The 13,061-nt window shown below is 44.1% G+C and carries 14 protein-coding genes; 2 read left to right on the top strand and 12 right to left on the bottom strand.

Annotation, left to right across the window (positions count from 1 at the left end; all coding sequences use genetic code 11):
• Positions 1-24 precede the first annotated feature (24 nt).
• Positions 25-1,152 carry a glycosyltransferase family 4 protein gene (locus AC1DOV_RS18680; protein WP_339208561.1) on the bottom strand — a complete coding sequence of 376 codons (1,128 nt, stop codon included), beginning with the start codon at positions 1,150-1,152 and terminating at the stop codon, positions 25-27.
• A gap of 123 nt (positions 1,153-1,275) precedes the next feature.
• Between AC1DOV_RS18680 and AC1DOV_RS18675 the strand changes: the two genes are divergently transcribed.
• The gene (locus AC1DOV_RS18675) at positions 1,276-2,448 is read left to right on the top strand and encodes a GGDEF domain-containing protein (protein WP_076270053.1); all 1,173 of its coding nucleotides are present in this window, start codon (positions 1,276-1,278) and stop codon (positions 2,446-2,448) included.
• Positions 2,449-2,612: 164 nt separating this feature from the next.
• Here AC1DOV_RS18675 and AC1DOV_RS18670 read toward each other — a convergent pair whose 3' ends face one another.
• The 11 genes from AC1DOV_RS18670 to nrdI form a co-directional block, all read right to left on the bottom strand.
• The gene (locus tag AC1DOV_RS18670; RefSeq protein ID WP_076270054.1) at positions 2,613-2,867 is read right to left on the bottom strand and encodes a DUF2164 domain-containing protein; all 255 of its coding nucleotides are present in this window, start codon (positions 2,865-2,867) and stop codon (positions 2,613-2,615) included.
• Positions 2,868-2,871: 4 nt separating this feature from the next.
• Complete coding sequence (locus AC1DOV_RS18665) at positions 2,872-3,663, bottom strand: PhzF family phenazine biosynthesis protein (protein ID WP_477550715.1); 792 nt, start codon at positions 3,661-3,663, stop codon at positions 2,872-2,874.
• Complete coding sequence (locus AC1DOV_RS18660; RefSeq protein ID WP_477550714.1) at positions 3,660-4,142, bottom strand: hypothetical protein; 483 nt, start codon at positions 4,140-4,142, stop codon at positions 3,660-3,662. Before AC1DOV_RS18660 ends, AC1DOV_RS18665 begins: the two co-directional genes overlap by 4 nt.
• Before the next feature lie 127 nt (positions 4,143-4,269).
• Positions 4,270-4,722, bottom strand: a complete 453-nt coding sequence (locus AC1DOV_RS18655) for a GyrI-like domain-containing protein (protein ID WP_076270056.1) — start codon at positions 4,720-4,722, stop codon at positions 4,270-4,272.
• A 134-nt stretch (positions 4,723-4,856) separates the two neighbouring features.
• Positions 4,857-5,765 carry an HPr(Ser) kinase/phosphatase gene (gene hprK / locus AC1DOV_RS18650; protein WP_477550713.1) on the bottom strand — a complete coding sequence of 303 codons (909 nt, stop codon included), beginning with the start codon at positions 5,763-5,765 and terminating at the stop codon, positions 4,857-4,859.
• Positions 5,766-5,807: 42 nt separating this feature from the next.
• Positions 5,808-6,590: an ABC transporter permease gene (locus AC1DOV_RS18645; protein WP_076270058.1), complete on the bottom strand. Its 783-nt coding sequence runs from the start codon at positions 6,588-6,590 to the stop codon at positions 5,808-5,810.
• A gap of 5 nt (positions 6,591-6,595) precedes the next feature.
• Positions 6,596-7,399 (bottom strand): ABC transporter permease, encoded by an 804-nt coding sequence (locus AC1DOV_RS18640; protein WP_339208552.1) that lies wholly within the window; start codon positions 7,397-7,399, stop codon positions 6,596-6,598.
• Positions 7,399-8,376, bottom strand: a complete 978-nt coding sequence (locus tag AC1DOV_RS18635) for an ABC transporter ATP-binding protein (RefSeq protein WP_441882176.1) — start codon at positions 8,374-8,376, stop codon at positions 7,399-7,401. The genes AC1DOV_RS18640 and AC1DOV_RS18635 overlap by 1 nt, the downstream gene beginning before the upstream one ends.
• A 157-nt stretch (positions 8,377-8,533) precedes the next feature.
• Entirely contained in the window at positions 8,534-9,490 is a 957-nt protein-coding gene (nrdF, locus tag AC1DOV_RS18630) for a class 1b ribonucleoside-diphosphate reductase subunit beta (protein ID WP_076270061.1), read from the bottom strand.
• Between the two features lie 142 nt (positions 9,491-9,632).
• On the bottom strand, positions 9,633-11,717 hold the full coding sequence (gene nrdE, locus AC1DOV_RS18625) for a class 1b ribonucleoside-diphosphate reductase subunit alpha (RefSeq protein ID WP_076270062.1): 2,085 nt from the start codon (positions 11,715-11,717) through the stop codon (positions 9,633-9,635).
• Positions 11,704-12,063: a class Ib ribonucleoside-diphosphate reductase assembly flavoprotein NrdI gene (gene nrdI / locus AC1DOV_RS18620; RefSeq protein WP_076270063.1), complete on the bottom strand. Its 360-nt coding sequence runs from the start codon at positions 12,061-12,063 to the stop codon at positions 11,704-11,706. The genes nrdE and nrdI overlap by 14 nt, the downstream gene beginning before the upstream one ends.
• A gap of 313 nt (positions 12,064-12,376) precedes the next feature.
• Here nrdI and AC1DOV_RS18615 point away from each other — a divergent pair, with 313 nt between their 5' ends.
• The gene (locus AC1DOV_RS18615) at positions 12,377-12,562 is read left to right on the top strand and encodes a hypothetical protein (RefSeq protein ID WP_430061736.1); all 186 of its coding nucleotides are present in this window, start codon (positions 12,377-12,379) and stop codon (positions 12,560-12,562) included.
• The last annotated feature ends 499 nt before the right edge of the window (positions 12,563-13,061 follow it).

The following is a 13,061-nucleotide window of genomic DNA, read 5'->3' as shown; positions in this document are numbered from 1 at the left end:
CGCCTATTCCGATAGAATGAGCCGTTATTCCGGCTTCATATGAATATAAACTTTTTTCAGCTGTGCAATCACTCGTTGAAGTGAATATACCTTTTTGGCTTTATCCGAACCAGACCTTGCCAGATGATAACGATAAGTGGGATCGGTTACGACCTTCTCCAGCGCATCAGCAAGAGCTGTCGCATCTTCCGGCGGTACTAACAATCCATTAACGCCATCTTCGATTTGCTCGGCAATGCCTCCTACATTCGTGCCGACAAGTGCAAGCGAGCATAAAGCAGCTTCTGCGAACACAGAGCCGAAGGCCTCAGCGCGAGAAGGCAATACAAATACATCAAAAAACGGCATAAACTCTTCCGGATGCAGCATATAGCCGTAAAAGATAATATCATCATACAAATCAAGCTCAACTGCTAATGCTTCAAGCTCCTCGCGAATCGGTCCATCGCCAATGATATGAAGAACAAACGGATGACCCTTTTGCTTAAGCTCTGCACATGCGCGCAGCAGTACATCGAGCCCTTTGGCAGGGACGAGCCTGCACACCGTAATGAGCTGCGTTACCGCATTCTCATGGGATATCGGTTTAAATCGTTTCTCGTCAAAACCATTTGGAATAACCTTTATTTTCTCTGGATGCTTGATATGAGGAGCGATATAGGTACGGAAGGACTCGGAAACGGTCAGCAACTGATCCGCCTTCGCCTCCAGCTCGCCATAAAGACTCATTAGAAATCGGTGTTCAGGTCCGCCCTCTTTAATCTTGCCGTTTAGAATAAGCTCCCGTTCATAGCTGGAATGGATCGTCATCGCAAGCGGAGTATCTGGAAATAGCTGCTTCATGACAAGTCCAGCAATCGGATGATGCGCATGTATTATATCGTATGGTTTTTTGATGCGCATCTTTGTCCACCATACGTAATCTTTATACGTTTGAATATATTTATCGACCATTACATTGCCGCTGTAGATCGTGTGATCAAAGGTTTCGAATGTCACTTCTTCCTGCCCTTTACTTCTAACCCGCTTAGGCAGAGAGAACAATTCCATTTGCCAACCAAACTTAATGAATCTATCTTGAATATACGGGATCATGGAAGAAACTCCGCCCGGCTGCTCCGGTGGAAAAAATAACGCTTGTAAAATATTCATGTGTCCCATCCTTTCAACGTAAAACATGTATTCCAACTATTCGTTCACCGTAAAACATGATATATTAGAACATATGTTTCTGTAAAGCTATCGAAACTAATACTAGATAACGGTGGGTAACTCATGACTCTTACACAATGGCTTTCAGGCCCAAATGGACAACTGCTCTCTTCATCGGCGGTCATCGTCATTCTGATCTTAATGCTCTTCATGTCGGTTCGGCTTTATGTAAGCTACCGCAACAAACGAATTTATCGCTTGCTCATTACAGCCATCCCAATCATTATTATTAAGCAATGCCTGCTCGTCGTGCTCGCTTATCCAGGCTGGTCATTATCACCATTTCTACATTTAGCCTTTACCATACTTCAAATCCTATCTTTTATTATTATAAACTTTGTTTTCATGAAATTATATACTCATCGAACGGCACAGCTTAAAGTCATTCCCTTTATCATTATGAGTATGATGACTTTCGTTATTGCAGGCATACAATTTGCGATTATGCCCAATTCGATGGACACGGTCGTTCATGCGCAAGCTTTTACATACCCGGCACTCGATTTCTATGGTTTAATCGTTATTTTCATGATTATGCTTGATACTAGAAGCGCCCATATGAGCTCCAAATATTACGCGAGCTTAATCGTTTTTTTTGCAAGCGAGCTTGCTAGGCTGTCGAATGCCTATGTATTTCATGGCTCATTGACTTGGTTGCTGACGATTAGCCAGCTGCTGCCAATCGTATATTATACCCTGTTGTTTATTCTCTTGTTCGAGTGGGTGATCGAGAGGTTGATGTTTACCTATCAATCATCTATTATGGATGGCTTGACTGGGTTGTATAATCGGCGCCATTTCTCTTCGAAGGCGGAGCAGCTGCTTCAGAGCAACAAGCCGATGGCTATTATTTTTTGCGATATCGACAACTTTAAGAAATTGAATGATACCCATGGCCACCATAAAGCCGATGGCGTACTGAAGCAGGTTTCCGAGATTATTAAGGAAGAATCGAGCGGCATCGGATCAGCGGGCCGTTATGGCGGAGAAGAGCTGCTAAGCTGCATTAGCACGGAGCGCGTAAAACCTGAAATTGTAGCTGAATCCATTCGGCGCAGAGTCGAGCAGGAAACGATGGTTACAATAAGTGTCGGCTTCAGCACCTCCAAAGAAAGCAAGGTTGTTCAAGAAATGATTAAGCAGGCTGACGAAGCGATGTACTATTCCAAAACGACGGGCAAAAATAAAGTAACCCCGTTCAAATCATCAGCTGCTTCCAAAAAATCAAAAGCATAAACAATGAAAAGGCACTGATCATGAGGCTTATAGCCTTGATGGTCAGTGCCTTTTTTTTGTTTGCTTCTGAGAAAAGCGTAAGTACTCAATATTCGTCATATGCTTACAATTTTCAATAGCTGTCCTGCCTTCTCGCTGTACCTAACAGCTGCCAAGCCCTATTGTTATCGCTTTGCCGCAGTCGGCTTCTCTAGTGAATAAAGCTCGTCTTCCAGCGTTTGCATCCGCTCAAGCACCGTTTGGCGAGCATCTTTAATCGCATGATTATAAACATGCGGCCCAACCGCTTGTATCATAAAATCAAGCAGCTGCTCCGCCGCAATCGATCCAAGCGTCTCCGAACGCTCCAGCTCGAAATACTGCTGAATGCTAGCAATCAACTGCTCCTTCTGCTCTTTTGGCAGCTTCAACATTAACATATTATTAACCCTCCAATTGTCCTCTCAGAATAGTCACTGCTTGTCCTTGCAAATACACTCGCTCGCCTTCCGGTCTTACCTTCACAATCCCTCCGCGCTCCGATGCCTGATAGCCAGTTAACTCCTGCTTGCGGAGCCTCTTCGCCCAATATGGCGCGAGCGCGCAGTGGGCCGAACCCGTTACGGGGTCTTCATCGATCCCTGTGCCAGGAAAAAATGCCCGAGATACAAAGTCATACGCAGCATCTGTTGAACGGCTTGTAACGATAATTCCGCGGGCGCTCAGACGGGCAAGCATCCCAAAGTCAGGCCGCAGCGTACGCAGTGTATCCTCACTGTCTACCTCAACAAAATAGTCCATTCGATTGCGGCCAACATATCTCGGAATAAGACCCAGACCCTGAATGAGCTCCTCAGGTGCAACAGCTGCTTCCGGCGGCTCGGAAGGGAAATTCATCTCCATCCAGTCCCCTTTATGCACAGCAGTCAATAACCCGCTTTTCGTCATAAATCGCGCCGTTTCGTGCTGTGGCAGTCTTCCTGTTTCCCATAATATATGTGCTGTAGCAAGTGTAGCATGTCCACATAAATCAATCTCAGCAATCGGTGTGAACCATCTTAACTCATAATGCTCTGCTCCCTGCTCAATAAATGCCGTCTCTGAGAGATTCATTTCCGCTGCCACCTGCTGCATCCAGCGTTCAGACTGAGGCTCGTCTACAATGCAAATGGCGGCAGGATTGCCTTTGAATTTTTCATTCGTAAATGCATCTACAATATATAACGCATAATTCATTTTTCCAACATTCCTTTCTTACTCCATGTCACGCCAAACAACGAAAGTACAGCGCCATATAAGAGATGACCAAGCAACCACCAAATCAGTGCTTGTACATCGCTAGTCGCTGGAGTACGCTCTGAGAGCTGTGTAAGTGGAATCCACGTACAGCATGCGACTGCTATACTCATGCCAAGGCTTAGTCCTATCGGAGCTCTCCAAAGCGACAACAGGGATAAATAAATAATACCTAGTGGAAGTGCAACAACCATATGAAGGATAAATTCAAGCGTCTCCGTTCGTTTATAAGGCAGCCATTCCATGAAATCAATATTAAGAAGCAATACATATACCGCTGATCCGGTAAGGCGCTCAAGCAGCTTCATCGTAAAGCCTAACACGATTCCACTCACAGCACCAGCCGCAATACCAGCAATAACTAGCTTGCTGGCATACTGCCAAAACGAGCGCATATTCCCATCTCTCATAGCTGACATTTGAAATCCTCTTCTCTGAATCTGTTTCAATCACAAACAAAAAAGTGCTTGCTGTCACAAAATGATCCGGCTCGAATGTTATCCATTCCATACTCCGATTCGTTTGCGTGCAAGCACTTCATATAGGTTATCCTTTGAGCGGAATAAGCAGCTCTACCGGCTCTTCCTCCAAATGATGCTCGTCAATATAAAACAACTCCAGCGATACGGCGTTTTCTTGCTTCTCTAGCCGCAACTCATTTATCCAAGCATGAAGCTGCTCGTACCCTTCGCCGATTCTTTTATTGGAGCAAGCGACCATCGCATAACGATGTTCAGGAATCGTGAATTGCACCATACCAGGAGGCAATTCCTCCAGATGCTGGACTTCATAACAAGCCCAGTAGGTAGCAAACACTTCATTGCCGAAGTAGGGACTGTACAATACGGTCGATTTTGTTGCATCATTCAACTCGTGCTTGCGTGTCAAAAACTCGGTCTGCAGCCGAATCGCTTCATCCGGAAAGGATGAATATGGACCGCAGTAGCTGATACCCGCCAAATGAAGCGCAGGTTTTGTTACGATTGAGCAGTTTTCCACGCGATTTCCTCCTTCGAATCTGTCAGGACTTGTGCGCTAGGATGAGCTTTCTCTGCCCATAGTGTAACATGATTTGCAAGTATTTGGATAGTCGTTTGCATGTTAATCCTTTATCGGGATTATTGACAAAGCCGCTAGCCTTGCTCCAGCCGTTTCATAAATTCTTCTACCGCACTATAGCCTTGCTGCTTTAAGTACCAATTATTCGCGGCTGCCTCAATTAAACCTGCAACGTCTCTGCCCGGCTGCACTTGGATTTCAATATGAGGAATATTCACACCCATATAATCTGTAAATTTGGTTTCCAGCTCTAAATCATTATTGAGTTCATTATCACGCCACTTCGTTAATTCAATATCGAGTACAATTCTCGTCTCGTCTTGAAACGCCTGTCTGCCATACAATCTAACAACATTAATAAGACCAATGCTGCGCAGAGCTAGAAACTCCTTTGTTTTCTCATTATGCGTGCCAAGCAGCGTTTGGGAGCTCAGCTTTTTTAGTACAACGATATCATCAGCAACTAACCTTGAGCCCCGTTTAATGAGAGTATGAGCCGTTTCGCTTTTGCCAATGCCTGACTTGCCGCGCAGCAGCACGCCAATGCCAAGCACATTTAAGCAAATCCCATGAATCGATATTTCCGGAGCAAGCGTTTTGAGTAAGTAAGCATCCAGCATGCCAAGCAATTGCACCGTTGGAAGCTTCGTTCGCAGCAAAGGAATGCCTTCTTGATCGCAATATTTGGTCAAATATTTTAGACCTTCCTGACCCGCAGTGACTACAAAGCAAGGCGGATGATATTTAACAATATTGCCAATATGATGATTTCGTTCTTCTTCACTTAAGGAATGAAGGTATGTAATTTCCTTCCTGCCCAAAATTTGAACATGCTCCTGTGGGAAAAAATCGTAATATCCAACAAATTCAAGTCCTGGTCGATAGGCTCTTGCTTTAACAATCTGTCGATCGAGCTTATCGGCTCCTGCTAATATTTCTAATGATAATTGCGCTGCTAATTCCCGTACCGCTATTGATTTCATAACATTACGCTCCTTTGCTGTTATCATAAAGTGCTGTTCATATTAAGAGCCTGTCGAGCGATAATGACGAACACCGATGTTCCATACAAGCAGACAAGGCAAAATAAAGAGGATGCCAGCTATTGGCGAAATCATATAGAGCAGTTCATTCCCAGAGGTTCTGTCTAACAAGTAGAGCAAAGGCAAATAATTGACACTTCCGAAAGGGATGACGAACGTAAAAAAACGAGTCACCCATTTCTTATAAATGCTTAACGGATACTGGGCCATCTCTCGCCCTCCGTCTGTAAATATATTTGCAATCTCAAGACCTTGAACCGTCCAAAAACACATCGTTGCAGCTAGTATAAAGATACCAGAGAAAACAAAGACACCGCTCAAAATCATAAAAATAAGAGTTATTGTTTTAAGCAATGTCCACTCGATCGTAAGCTCACTTAAAGCCCACGTCAAGATGATTACGCTTTGCAGCAGCCGTCCCACACGTGAAAATTCGAATTTCGAGCCGAGCACCTGAAGCACGGTACTGCGCGGCCTAACCAGCAGACGGTCAAAATCTCCATTAACGACCAGCGTAGAGAACGAATCGAAACCGCGTGCAAAACATTCACTAATCGCAAATGACATATGAATAATAGAAAAGCATAACGCTACTTCTTGAAAATTCCAACCCTCAATTTGGCCAAAACGCTCAAACATAAAATATAATCCTGCAAAAACAGAAAATGGCACAAAAAATTGACCTAAGGAGAGCAGCCAAAATGAGGTAAGGTACTGCGTTTGCGACTTAAACATGATCAAAATATATTTACCGAACAATCTCATATGGGTTACCCTCCATTCACAACAACTCTACGTAATGCTTTTGCCATTGCCAGCCTGCCTAAGCCCACTAGTACAACAAACCAAACCAGTTGAACACCGATGCCGATGAGCGCTTCTTCCTTAGCAATATGTCCCGAGTAAACCCGAAATGGGAAATCCGCTGTCCATCGAAACGGCAGCACATATACAATATTTTGCAGCCATGAGGGCATAAGAGGCACGGGTATAACCATTCCCGCCAGAAATTCGCCGATCACACCAAACATAAGCAGCGAGCCAGCCGGTGAAAGCGTAACGAACACGGATATGTACATCAACATAGAAAGGGCAACAATCATAAGCAGTCCAAGCAATAATGCAACGATAAACAAAACAAAGGCTGCTGGATCTTCTGGCAGCGGCATCCGGTAAGGCTCTGGCAGAAAAAAAGCTACTATCAAAACAGGGATACTTTTTAGAATGGCACTCGAGAGCCGCTGTGCAATAAGCTTGGCATACCATAATCCGTATATGCCGCTAGGTCTGCAAAGCTCATAAGCAATATTGCCTGTCGTTATAAGTCCGAATAACTCATTGTCACGGAACCACAACATAACGAACGAAAGAAAAGCCTGCTGCAGCCATACATATGTGATAAGCTGCTTCAATGAAATTGGAGGCGGAGTCGTTGTCCCGCTATAAAACGCCTCAAACACCATAATGATAATGAAACCCCAAAAAAATTGAGTCGCAACTCCCGCCAGCGCTGCGGTACGGTATTGCAATCCGTATGTGAGACGCAGCTTAAATACCGAAATATACGCTTTCATTATATTTGATGCTCCTTATACAGCTGAACGATCATATCTTCAATAGGCAAGGTATCAATCGTGACATCGAGAAGCTCCACCTGCTCAGACAGACGGATGAGCACATCGCTTATGACAACCTGAGCTGTATTGACGCTTAGCACAGCTCGCTCAGGTGACCATTCTTCAACGACAGCACCAGCAATCTCAAGCGGCTCAGCCCGGTGGCTGTATACGACGGTTATCGTTTTTTGTGTTCCGAACTGGCTGCGTATCGCACTTAGGCTGCCATCATAAAGCAGCTTTCCTTTGCCAATAAGAATAATCCGGTTCGCCAGCGCTTCAATATCATTCATGTCATGCGTGGTCAAAATGATCGTAACGCCCTTCTCTTCATTTATCGTCTTAATGAAGCGGCGCACAGCGATTTTGGATACGGCATCGAGGCCAATTGTGGGCTCATCCAGAAATAGTACACTTGGGCTGTGCAGCAGGGAAGCCGCAATTTCGCAGCGCATCCTTTGTCCAAGACTAAGCTGTCTTACTGGCATCTGAATAATTTCCTGCAGCTCAAGTGTTTCTGTAAGCAATGCTAATGTGCTTTGATACTCCTGCTCTGGCACCTTATAAATATCCCGCAGCAGATCGAAGGAATCGATGACTGGCACGTCCCACCACAACTGAGAACGCTGACCGAAAACAACACCAATATGCTTCACATACGCGACCCGATCCTTCCACGGCGTATAACCCATGACCGTACATGTACCGCTGTCTGGCACAAGAATGCCGCTCATCACTTTAATGGTCGTTGACTTGCCCGCCCCGTTAGGTCCGATGTACCCTACAATTTCACCCGGCTCAATCGTGAAAGAAATATCGTTAAGCGCTTCCACAACTTTGTATTCCCTTTTGAATAATGCCTTTACTGCTTGCTTAACGCCTGAAGAGCGTTTAGCAACCTGATACGATTTACTTATCCCATGAACTGTAATCACTATTTTTTACCTCCGCGCAAGTTTTGAGAGGGAAATACTAACATCGAAAGAATAATGTGTCAATTGTTTCCTCAATAAAAAAATCAAAAATCGCTCTTTTTCTGCCTAAAAGGCTGAATAAAGAGCGACTCGTATGTTGAATTTAAATTAAGTTTTATTAGAAGTTGAAAACAAAATCGTCATCATTAAGCGGCTCAACGTGAATTGTACGTACGTAGCCATTACCTTTTTTGGAGAAGAAATCATGCTGCTTCGTATGCGTACTGATACCATTGAACACGATTGGGTTTACCGCTTCCTCAGGGAAATGCGGCTCCATACCAAGATTCATAAGCGCTTTGTTCGCATTGTAGCGGACGTATACATTTACTTCCTCAGCAAGGCCAAGCGGCGCATAAAGATGCTCTGTATACACAATCTCATTCTCGTACAGCTCGTTAAGCAATGCATAAATTTCGATTTCCAGCTGTGCTTGCTCCTCAGGGCTAAACGTTTGGAACAGCTCTTGTGCTAGAACGCCAACGTACAAGCCATGGATGCTCTCGTCACGCAAAATCAAATCGATAATTTCGCCGCTGCTCGTCATTTTACCTTGTCCAGCCAAGTAAAGCGGATAGAAGAATCCGCTATAGAACAAGTAGCTCTCCAGGAATACAGAAGCAGCCATCGCTTTGTAAAGCTCTTTCGGGCCAGTGATGTTCGAATACCAAGAAGAAATCAAGTTTGCTTTCTTCTGAAGCTGTTCGTTCTGCTCTACCCACAGGAAAATTTCGTCGATCTCTTCGCCAGAAGCAAGTGTAGTGAAGATGCTGCTGTACGATTTCGCATGGATTTGCTCCATCATCGACATAAATGACAATACTGCTTTGCGCTGCAAGCCATCAACATGCTCCAAAATCTTCGGCATGCCGACGCCGCCTTGAATCGTATCAAGCAAAGTCAGACCGCCGAGCACATTTTTGTACAGCGTGCGCTCCGCGTCCGTCATTTCCATCCAGTCCATTTTATCATCTGATAACGGAATTTCTTCATCCGTCCAAAATTGCATTACATTTTGCTGCCAGAATGTTAACGTGAAATCGTCATCTGGGCGGTTCCAGTTTACTGCTTTCATTTGGTGAGCTCCTTCTTTGCTACGTAAGCGTCATTTAAATAGTACTCAAGCGTAAACGGCTATGCCGTCTTTTAGAGGCATAGCTTTCGTTTCGCGGAGAAATATAAGAAAAGTATATGAAAAACATATACTTTCTTATATTTTAAACTGCGCAGCTCGTGCATTCCTCAACGGAAAGCCGCTTCGTTCTTGTGTAATAAAGCGATTTAAGACCTTTTTGAGCAGCATAAACATAGAAGCGCGCCAGCTCACGAGTCGTCACATTACTGTTAACATGCAGTACAGTCGAAATACCTTGGTCAATATGCTGTCCGATCTCTGCAATAAGATCAATCAGCTTGAACTGATCAATGTTGTAAGCCGATTTGTAGTAGAAGTAATTTTCCTGCGCCAAATAAGGCATTGGATAATAAGTAGTTGAGTTTGCATACGTACGTGTTTCGATATGCTCAACAATCGGCATTACGCTTGAAGTCGCATTTTGGATATACGAAATGCTTTGTGTAGGCGCAATCGCCAGACGATAAGCATGGTACAAGCCGTGTTCTTGGACTTTTACTTTAAGTGCAGCCCAGTCCTCAGGTGATGGAATTTCCATACCGTCGAACAATTCCTTCACGCGGTCTGTTTTTGGACGGTAATCATTTTCCACATAACGAGTGAAGTATGTGCCCTTCGCATACTCCGAACGGTCGAAGTCTTTGAAAGTAATTCCGCGCTCTTTGGCGATTTCCATGCTTTGCTCAATGGAGTAGTAGTTCATCATCATAAAGAATACGCCGGCAAAATCTTTCGCTTCTTCACTTTCGTAAGCGATTTTGTTTTTGGCAAGGTATCCATTCAGATTCATTGCGCCAAGTCCTACGGAGTGAAGCTCCTCATTCGCTTTGCGAACGCCTGGTGCATTGTCGATATTAGACAAATCACTAACCGTCGTCAAAGCTTCGATACCAACATGTACCGATTCCTTCACCTTTTTGTGCTCCATTACGTTAACAATATTAAGGGAAGCAAGGTTGCAGCTAATATCACGGTTAATGACATCCTCGTAGCCGTAATCCTTAATTTCCGATGTCTCCTGAAGCTGGAATATTTCTGTGCACAGGTTGGACATTTTGATAGAGCCGATATCCTTCAAAGCGTGAACGCTGTTAGCATTCGATTTGTTCATAATATATGGGTAGCCAGATTCTAGTTGAATCGAAGCGATTTTTGTCAACATGTCGCGTGCGTTCATTACTTTTTTCTTCGTTACCAGCTCATTAGCCAGCAGCTCTTCGTACATCTCGTCCATATCCATATCGTCGAGATGCTTGCCGTATGCCTTCTGAACGGAATGTGGACCGAACACGAATAGCGGTTTGTTTTGAGCAGCTAGCTCATAAAATTTATTCGGAATAATTAGGCCGATCGAAAGAGTTTTAATACGTGCTTTTTCGTCTGCGTTAATTTTTTTGCAATCAAGGAATTCGATAATATCCCAGCCGAAAATATTGTAGTAGCCTGCACCAGAACCTTTGCGTTGTCCCATTTGGTCTGCGTAGGAGAAAGCATCCTCCATAAGCTTCAGCACCGGCATAATGCCTTTTGCTGCGCCCTCTACGCCTTTAATAGGCTCACCGCGTCCACGAAGCTTCGATAGGTTGACGGCTACGCCACCACCGATTTTGGAGAGCTGCATACATGTGCCGAGTACATAGTTGATGGAGTTAAGAGAGTCGTCCATTTCTAGCAGGAAGCAGGAAACCATTTCTCCGCGGCGGCTCTTGCCTGCGTTGAGGAAGGTAGGGGTAGCTGGCTGCAAACGTTGGTCAATCATCGCTTCCGCAATTCGAAGTGCTCTAGCTGCATCGCCTTCGCCCAAATGCAAGGCAACGATAGCTACACGATCGGAATATTGTTCCAAGTATTGCGATTTGTTGTTGGTCTTCATCGCGTAGTCCTTATAGAACTTCGATGCTGCCATGTAGGATTGGAATTCAAAGCCGCTGTTTGCCGTTAGTGTAAATACAGCTTCAACCTGCTCATATGTATACTTTTCGTATACATTATCGTAATAATCGTTTTCGATTAAGTATTCTAGCTTATGTTTGAGGGAGTCGAACTTCACGCTCTTCTCAGCCACTTCTTCCATAAATGCAGCGACAGCCTCTTTATCTTTATCAAGCTGGTAAAATCCGTCTGCACCGCGCTGCATCAATTCGTTATTCAATTCAATATGCTTCAATGGTTCGCACCCTTTCGACAAAATGTTGCGTATCTTGATTCGTACCTGACAATTCAAACTTCAAAATCACTGGAACATCGTACATTTGTGAGATCGTATCCGCGCTTTTTGCGAACCCGGTTCCCCAGTTGCGGTTGCCGCTCGCAGAAACGCCGCGGAGCATGCCAGAGTTGCTTTCTAGAAACGAAGTTACCTTCTCTGGAACTTGGCCGAACCCTGTTGTGTATGTTACTAGCACGAACGGCTCGTCAACTTCTTCCCTCTCATCAATCGGCACCGCCCGCATATTCAATTTTTTGATGAAACGCTTGACGTTGCCTGTTTTGGAATCATAGACGACTAGCATAACACGTTCGCTCCCTTACTGTAATCAAGCAATTAAAAAGCGCTTCTGACTAGCAATTCCGTCAGCTGCGCTTGTTCAAGATATACCGCTGGTAATCGTTGAAGGCACCAATCCACATCAATATGTAGTTGATGTTTTTGATTCTACATCAATATATAGGAGTAGTCAATGAAAATTATGGAGAAAATATTAATCTATTTTTTTGGCGCACTCGACTATTTTAACAGATGAGGATATGATGTGATAGTGACATTTTATTGCTATTTTGGGGGTCCTGAAAATCGTAAACACAACTGCAGAACAAATAAGAACATTGCTAGAAAAACTGTTCAAAGATGCCGGATATACAGTGCCGGAGCTGCTTGAATACATCGAAAAACTTGAAAAAGATCAAGATCTAATGGCCGAAACGATCAAGAAAATGAAGCTTGAATCGATACGAAAAGCATCTGCTTCCGCAGGCATGAACAGCCGATTAAAAGATGCGCTTCGGGAATAATCGGAGATACGAGTCACAAGATCTAGATATATACAAGCGAATAATTCAAGAAATCGATAGCACTTCTCGTTCACCAAAACGCTGTTGATAAAATTTTACAATCAGAATACTTTTCGTCAAACTTCGACACGCACACTAGATATAGATGTCGATTGCAATGTTTCTACTTCGACATTGCAATCGACATCTATACAGACCAACTCATACTTCGATCCTACTCTTTAAGCACATATGTGTGCTTAACCACCACAAACCAGGGTTGCTTTTCCTCTATAAGCGCATATGTGTTCTTACAGCGAACTTTCGAGCATACTCTCACCACGATCCCACTCTGTAAGCACGTATGTGTTCTTACAGACCACAAACCAGAGTTACTTTTCCCCWATAAGCGCATATTTGTTCTTACAGCGAACTTTCGAGCGTGATCTCACGACGATTCCACTCATTAAGCACATATGTGTGCTTAACCACCACAAACCAGGGTTGCTTTTCCTCTATA

Source organism: Paenibacillus sp. 01T47 (assembly GCF_056398245.1).
The sequence above is the reverse complement of the archived record's forward strand: the minus strand, read 5'-3'. Positions and strand labels throughout refer to the sequence as shown.

What these genes read in the sequence shown, in the direction of transcription:
- AC1DOV_RS18680 (WP_339208561.1), bottom strand. Translation starts at nt 1,152, where the DNA reads ATGAATATTTTACAAGCGTTATTTTTTCCACCGGAGCAGCCGGGCGGA.
- AC1DOV_RS18675 (WP_076270053.1), top strand. Translation starts at nt 1,276, where the DNA reads ATGACTCTTACACAATGGCTTTCAGGCCCAAATGGACAACTGCTCTCT.
- AC1DOV_RS18670 (WP_076270054.1), bottom strand. Translation starts at nt 2,867, where the DNA reads ATGTTAATGTTGAAGCTGCCAAAAGAGCAGAAGGAGCAGTTGATTGCT.
- AC1DOV_RS18665 (WP_477550715.1), bottom strand. Translation starts at nt 3,663, where the DNA reads ATGAATTATGCGTTATATATTGTAGATGCATTTACGAATGAAAAATTC.
- AC1DOV_RS18660 (WP_477550714.1), bottom strand. Translation starts at nt 4,142, where the DNA reads ATGTCAGCTATGAGAGATGGGAATATGCGCTCGTTTTGGCAGTATGCC.
- hprK (WP_477550713.1), bottom strand. Translation starts at nt 5,765, where the DNA reads ATGAAATCAATAGCGGTACGGGAATTAGCAGCGCAATTATCATTAGAA.
- AC1DOV_RS18645 (WP_076270058.1), bottom strand. Translation starts at nt 6,590, where the DNA reads ATGAGATTGTTCGGTAAATATATTTTGATCATGTTTAAGTCGCAAACG.
- AC1DOV_RS18640 (WP_339208552.1), bottom strand. Translation starts at nt 7,399, where the DNA reads ATGAAAGCGTATATTTCGGTATTTAAGCTGCGTCTCACATACGGATTG.
- nrdF (WP_076270061.1), bottom strand. Translation starts at nt 9,490, where the DNA reads ATGAAAGCAGTAAACTGGAACCGCCCAGATGACGATTTCACGTTAACA.
- nrdI (WP_076270063.1), bottom strand. Translation starts at nt 12,063, where the DNA reads ATGCTAGTCGTCTATGATTCCAAAACAGGCAACGTCAAGCGTTTCATC.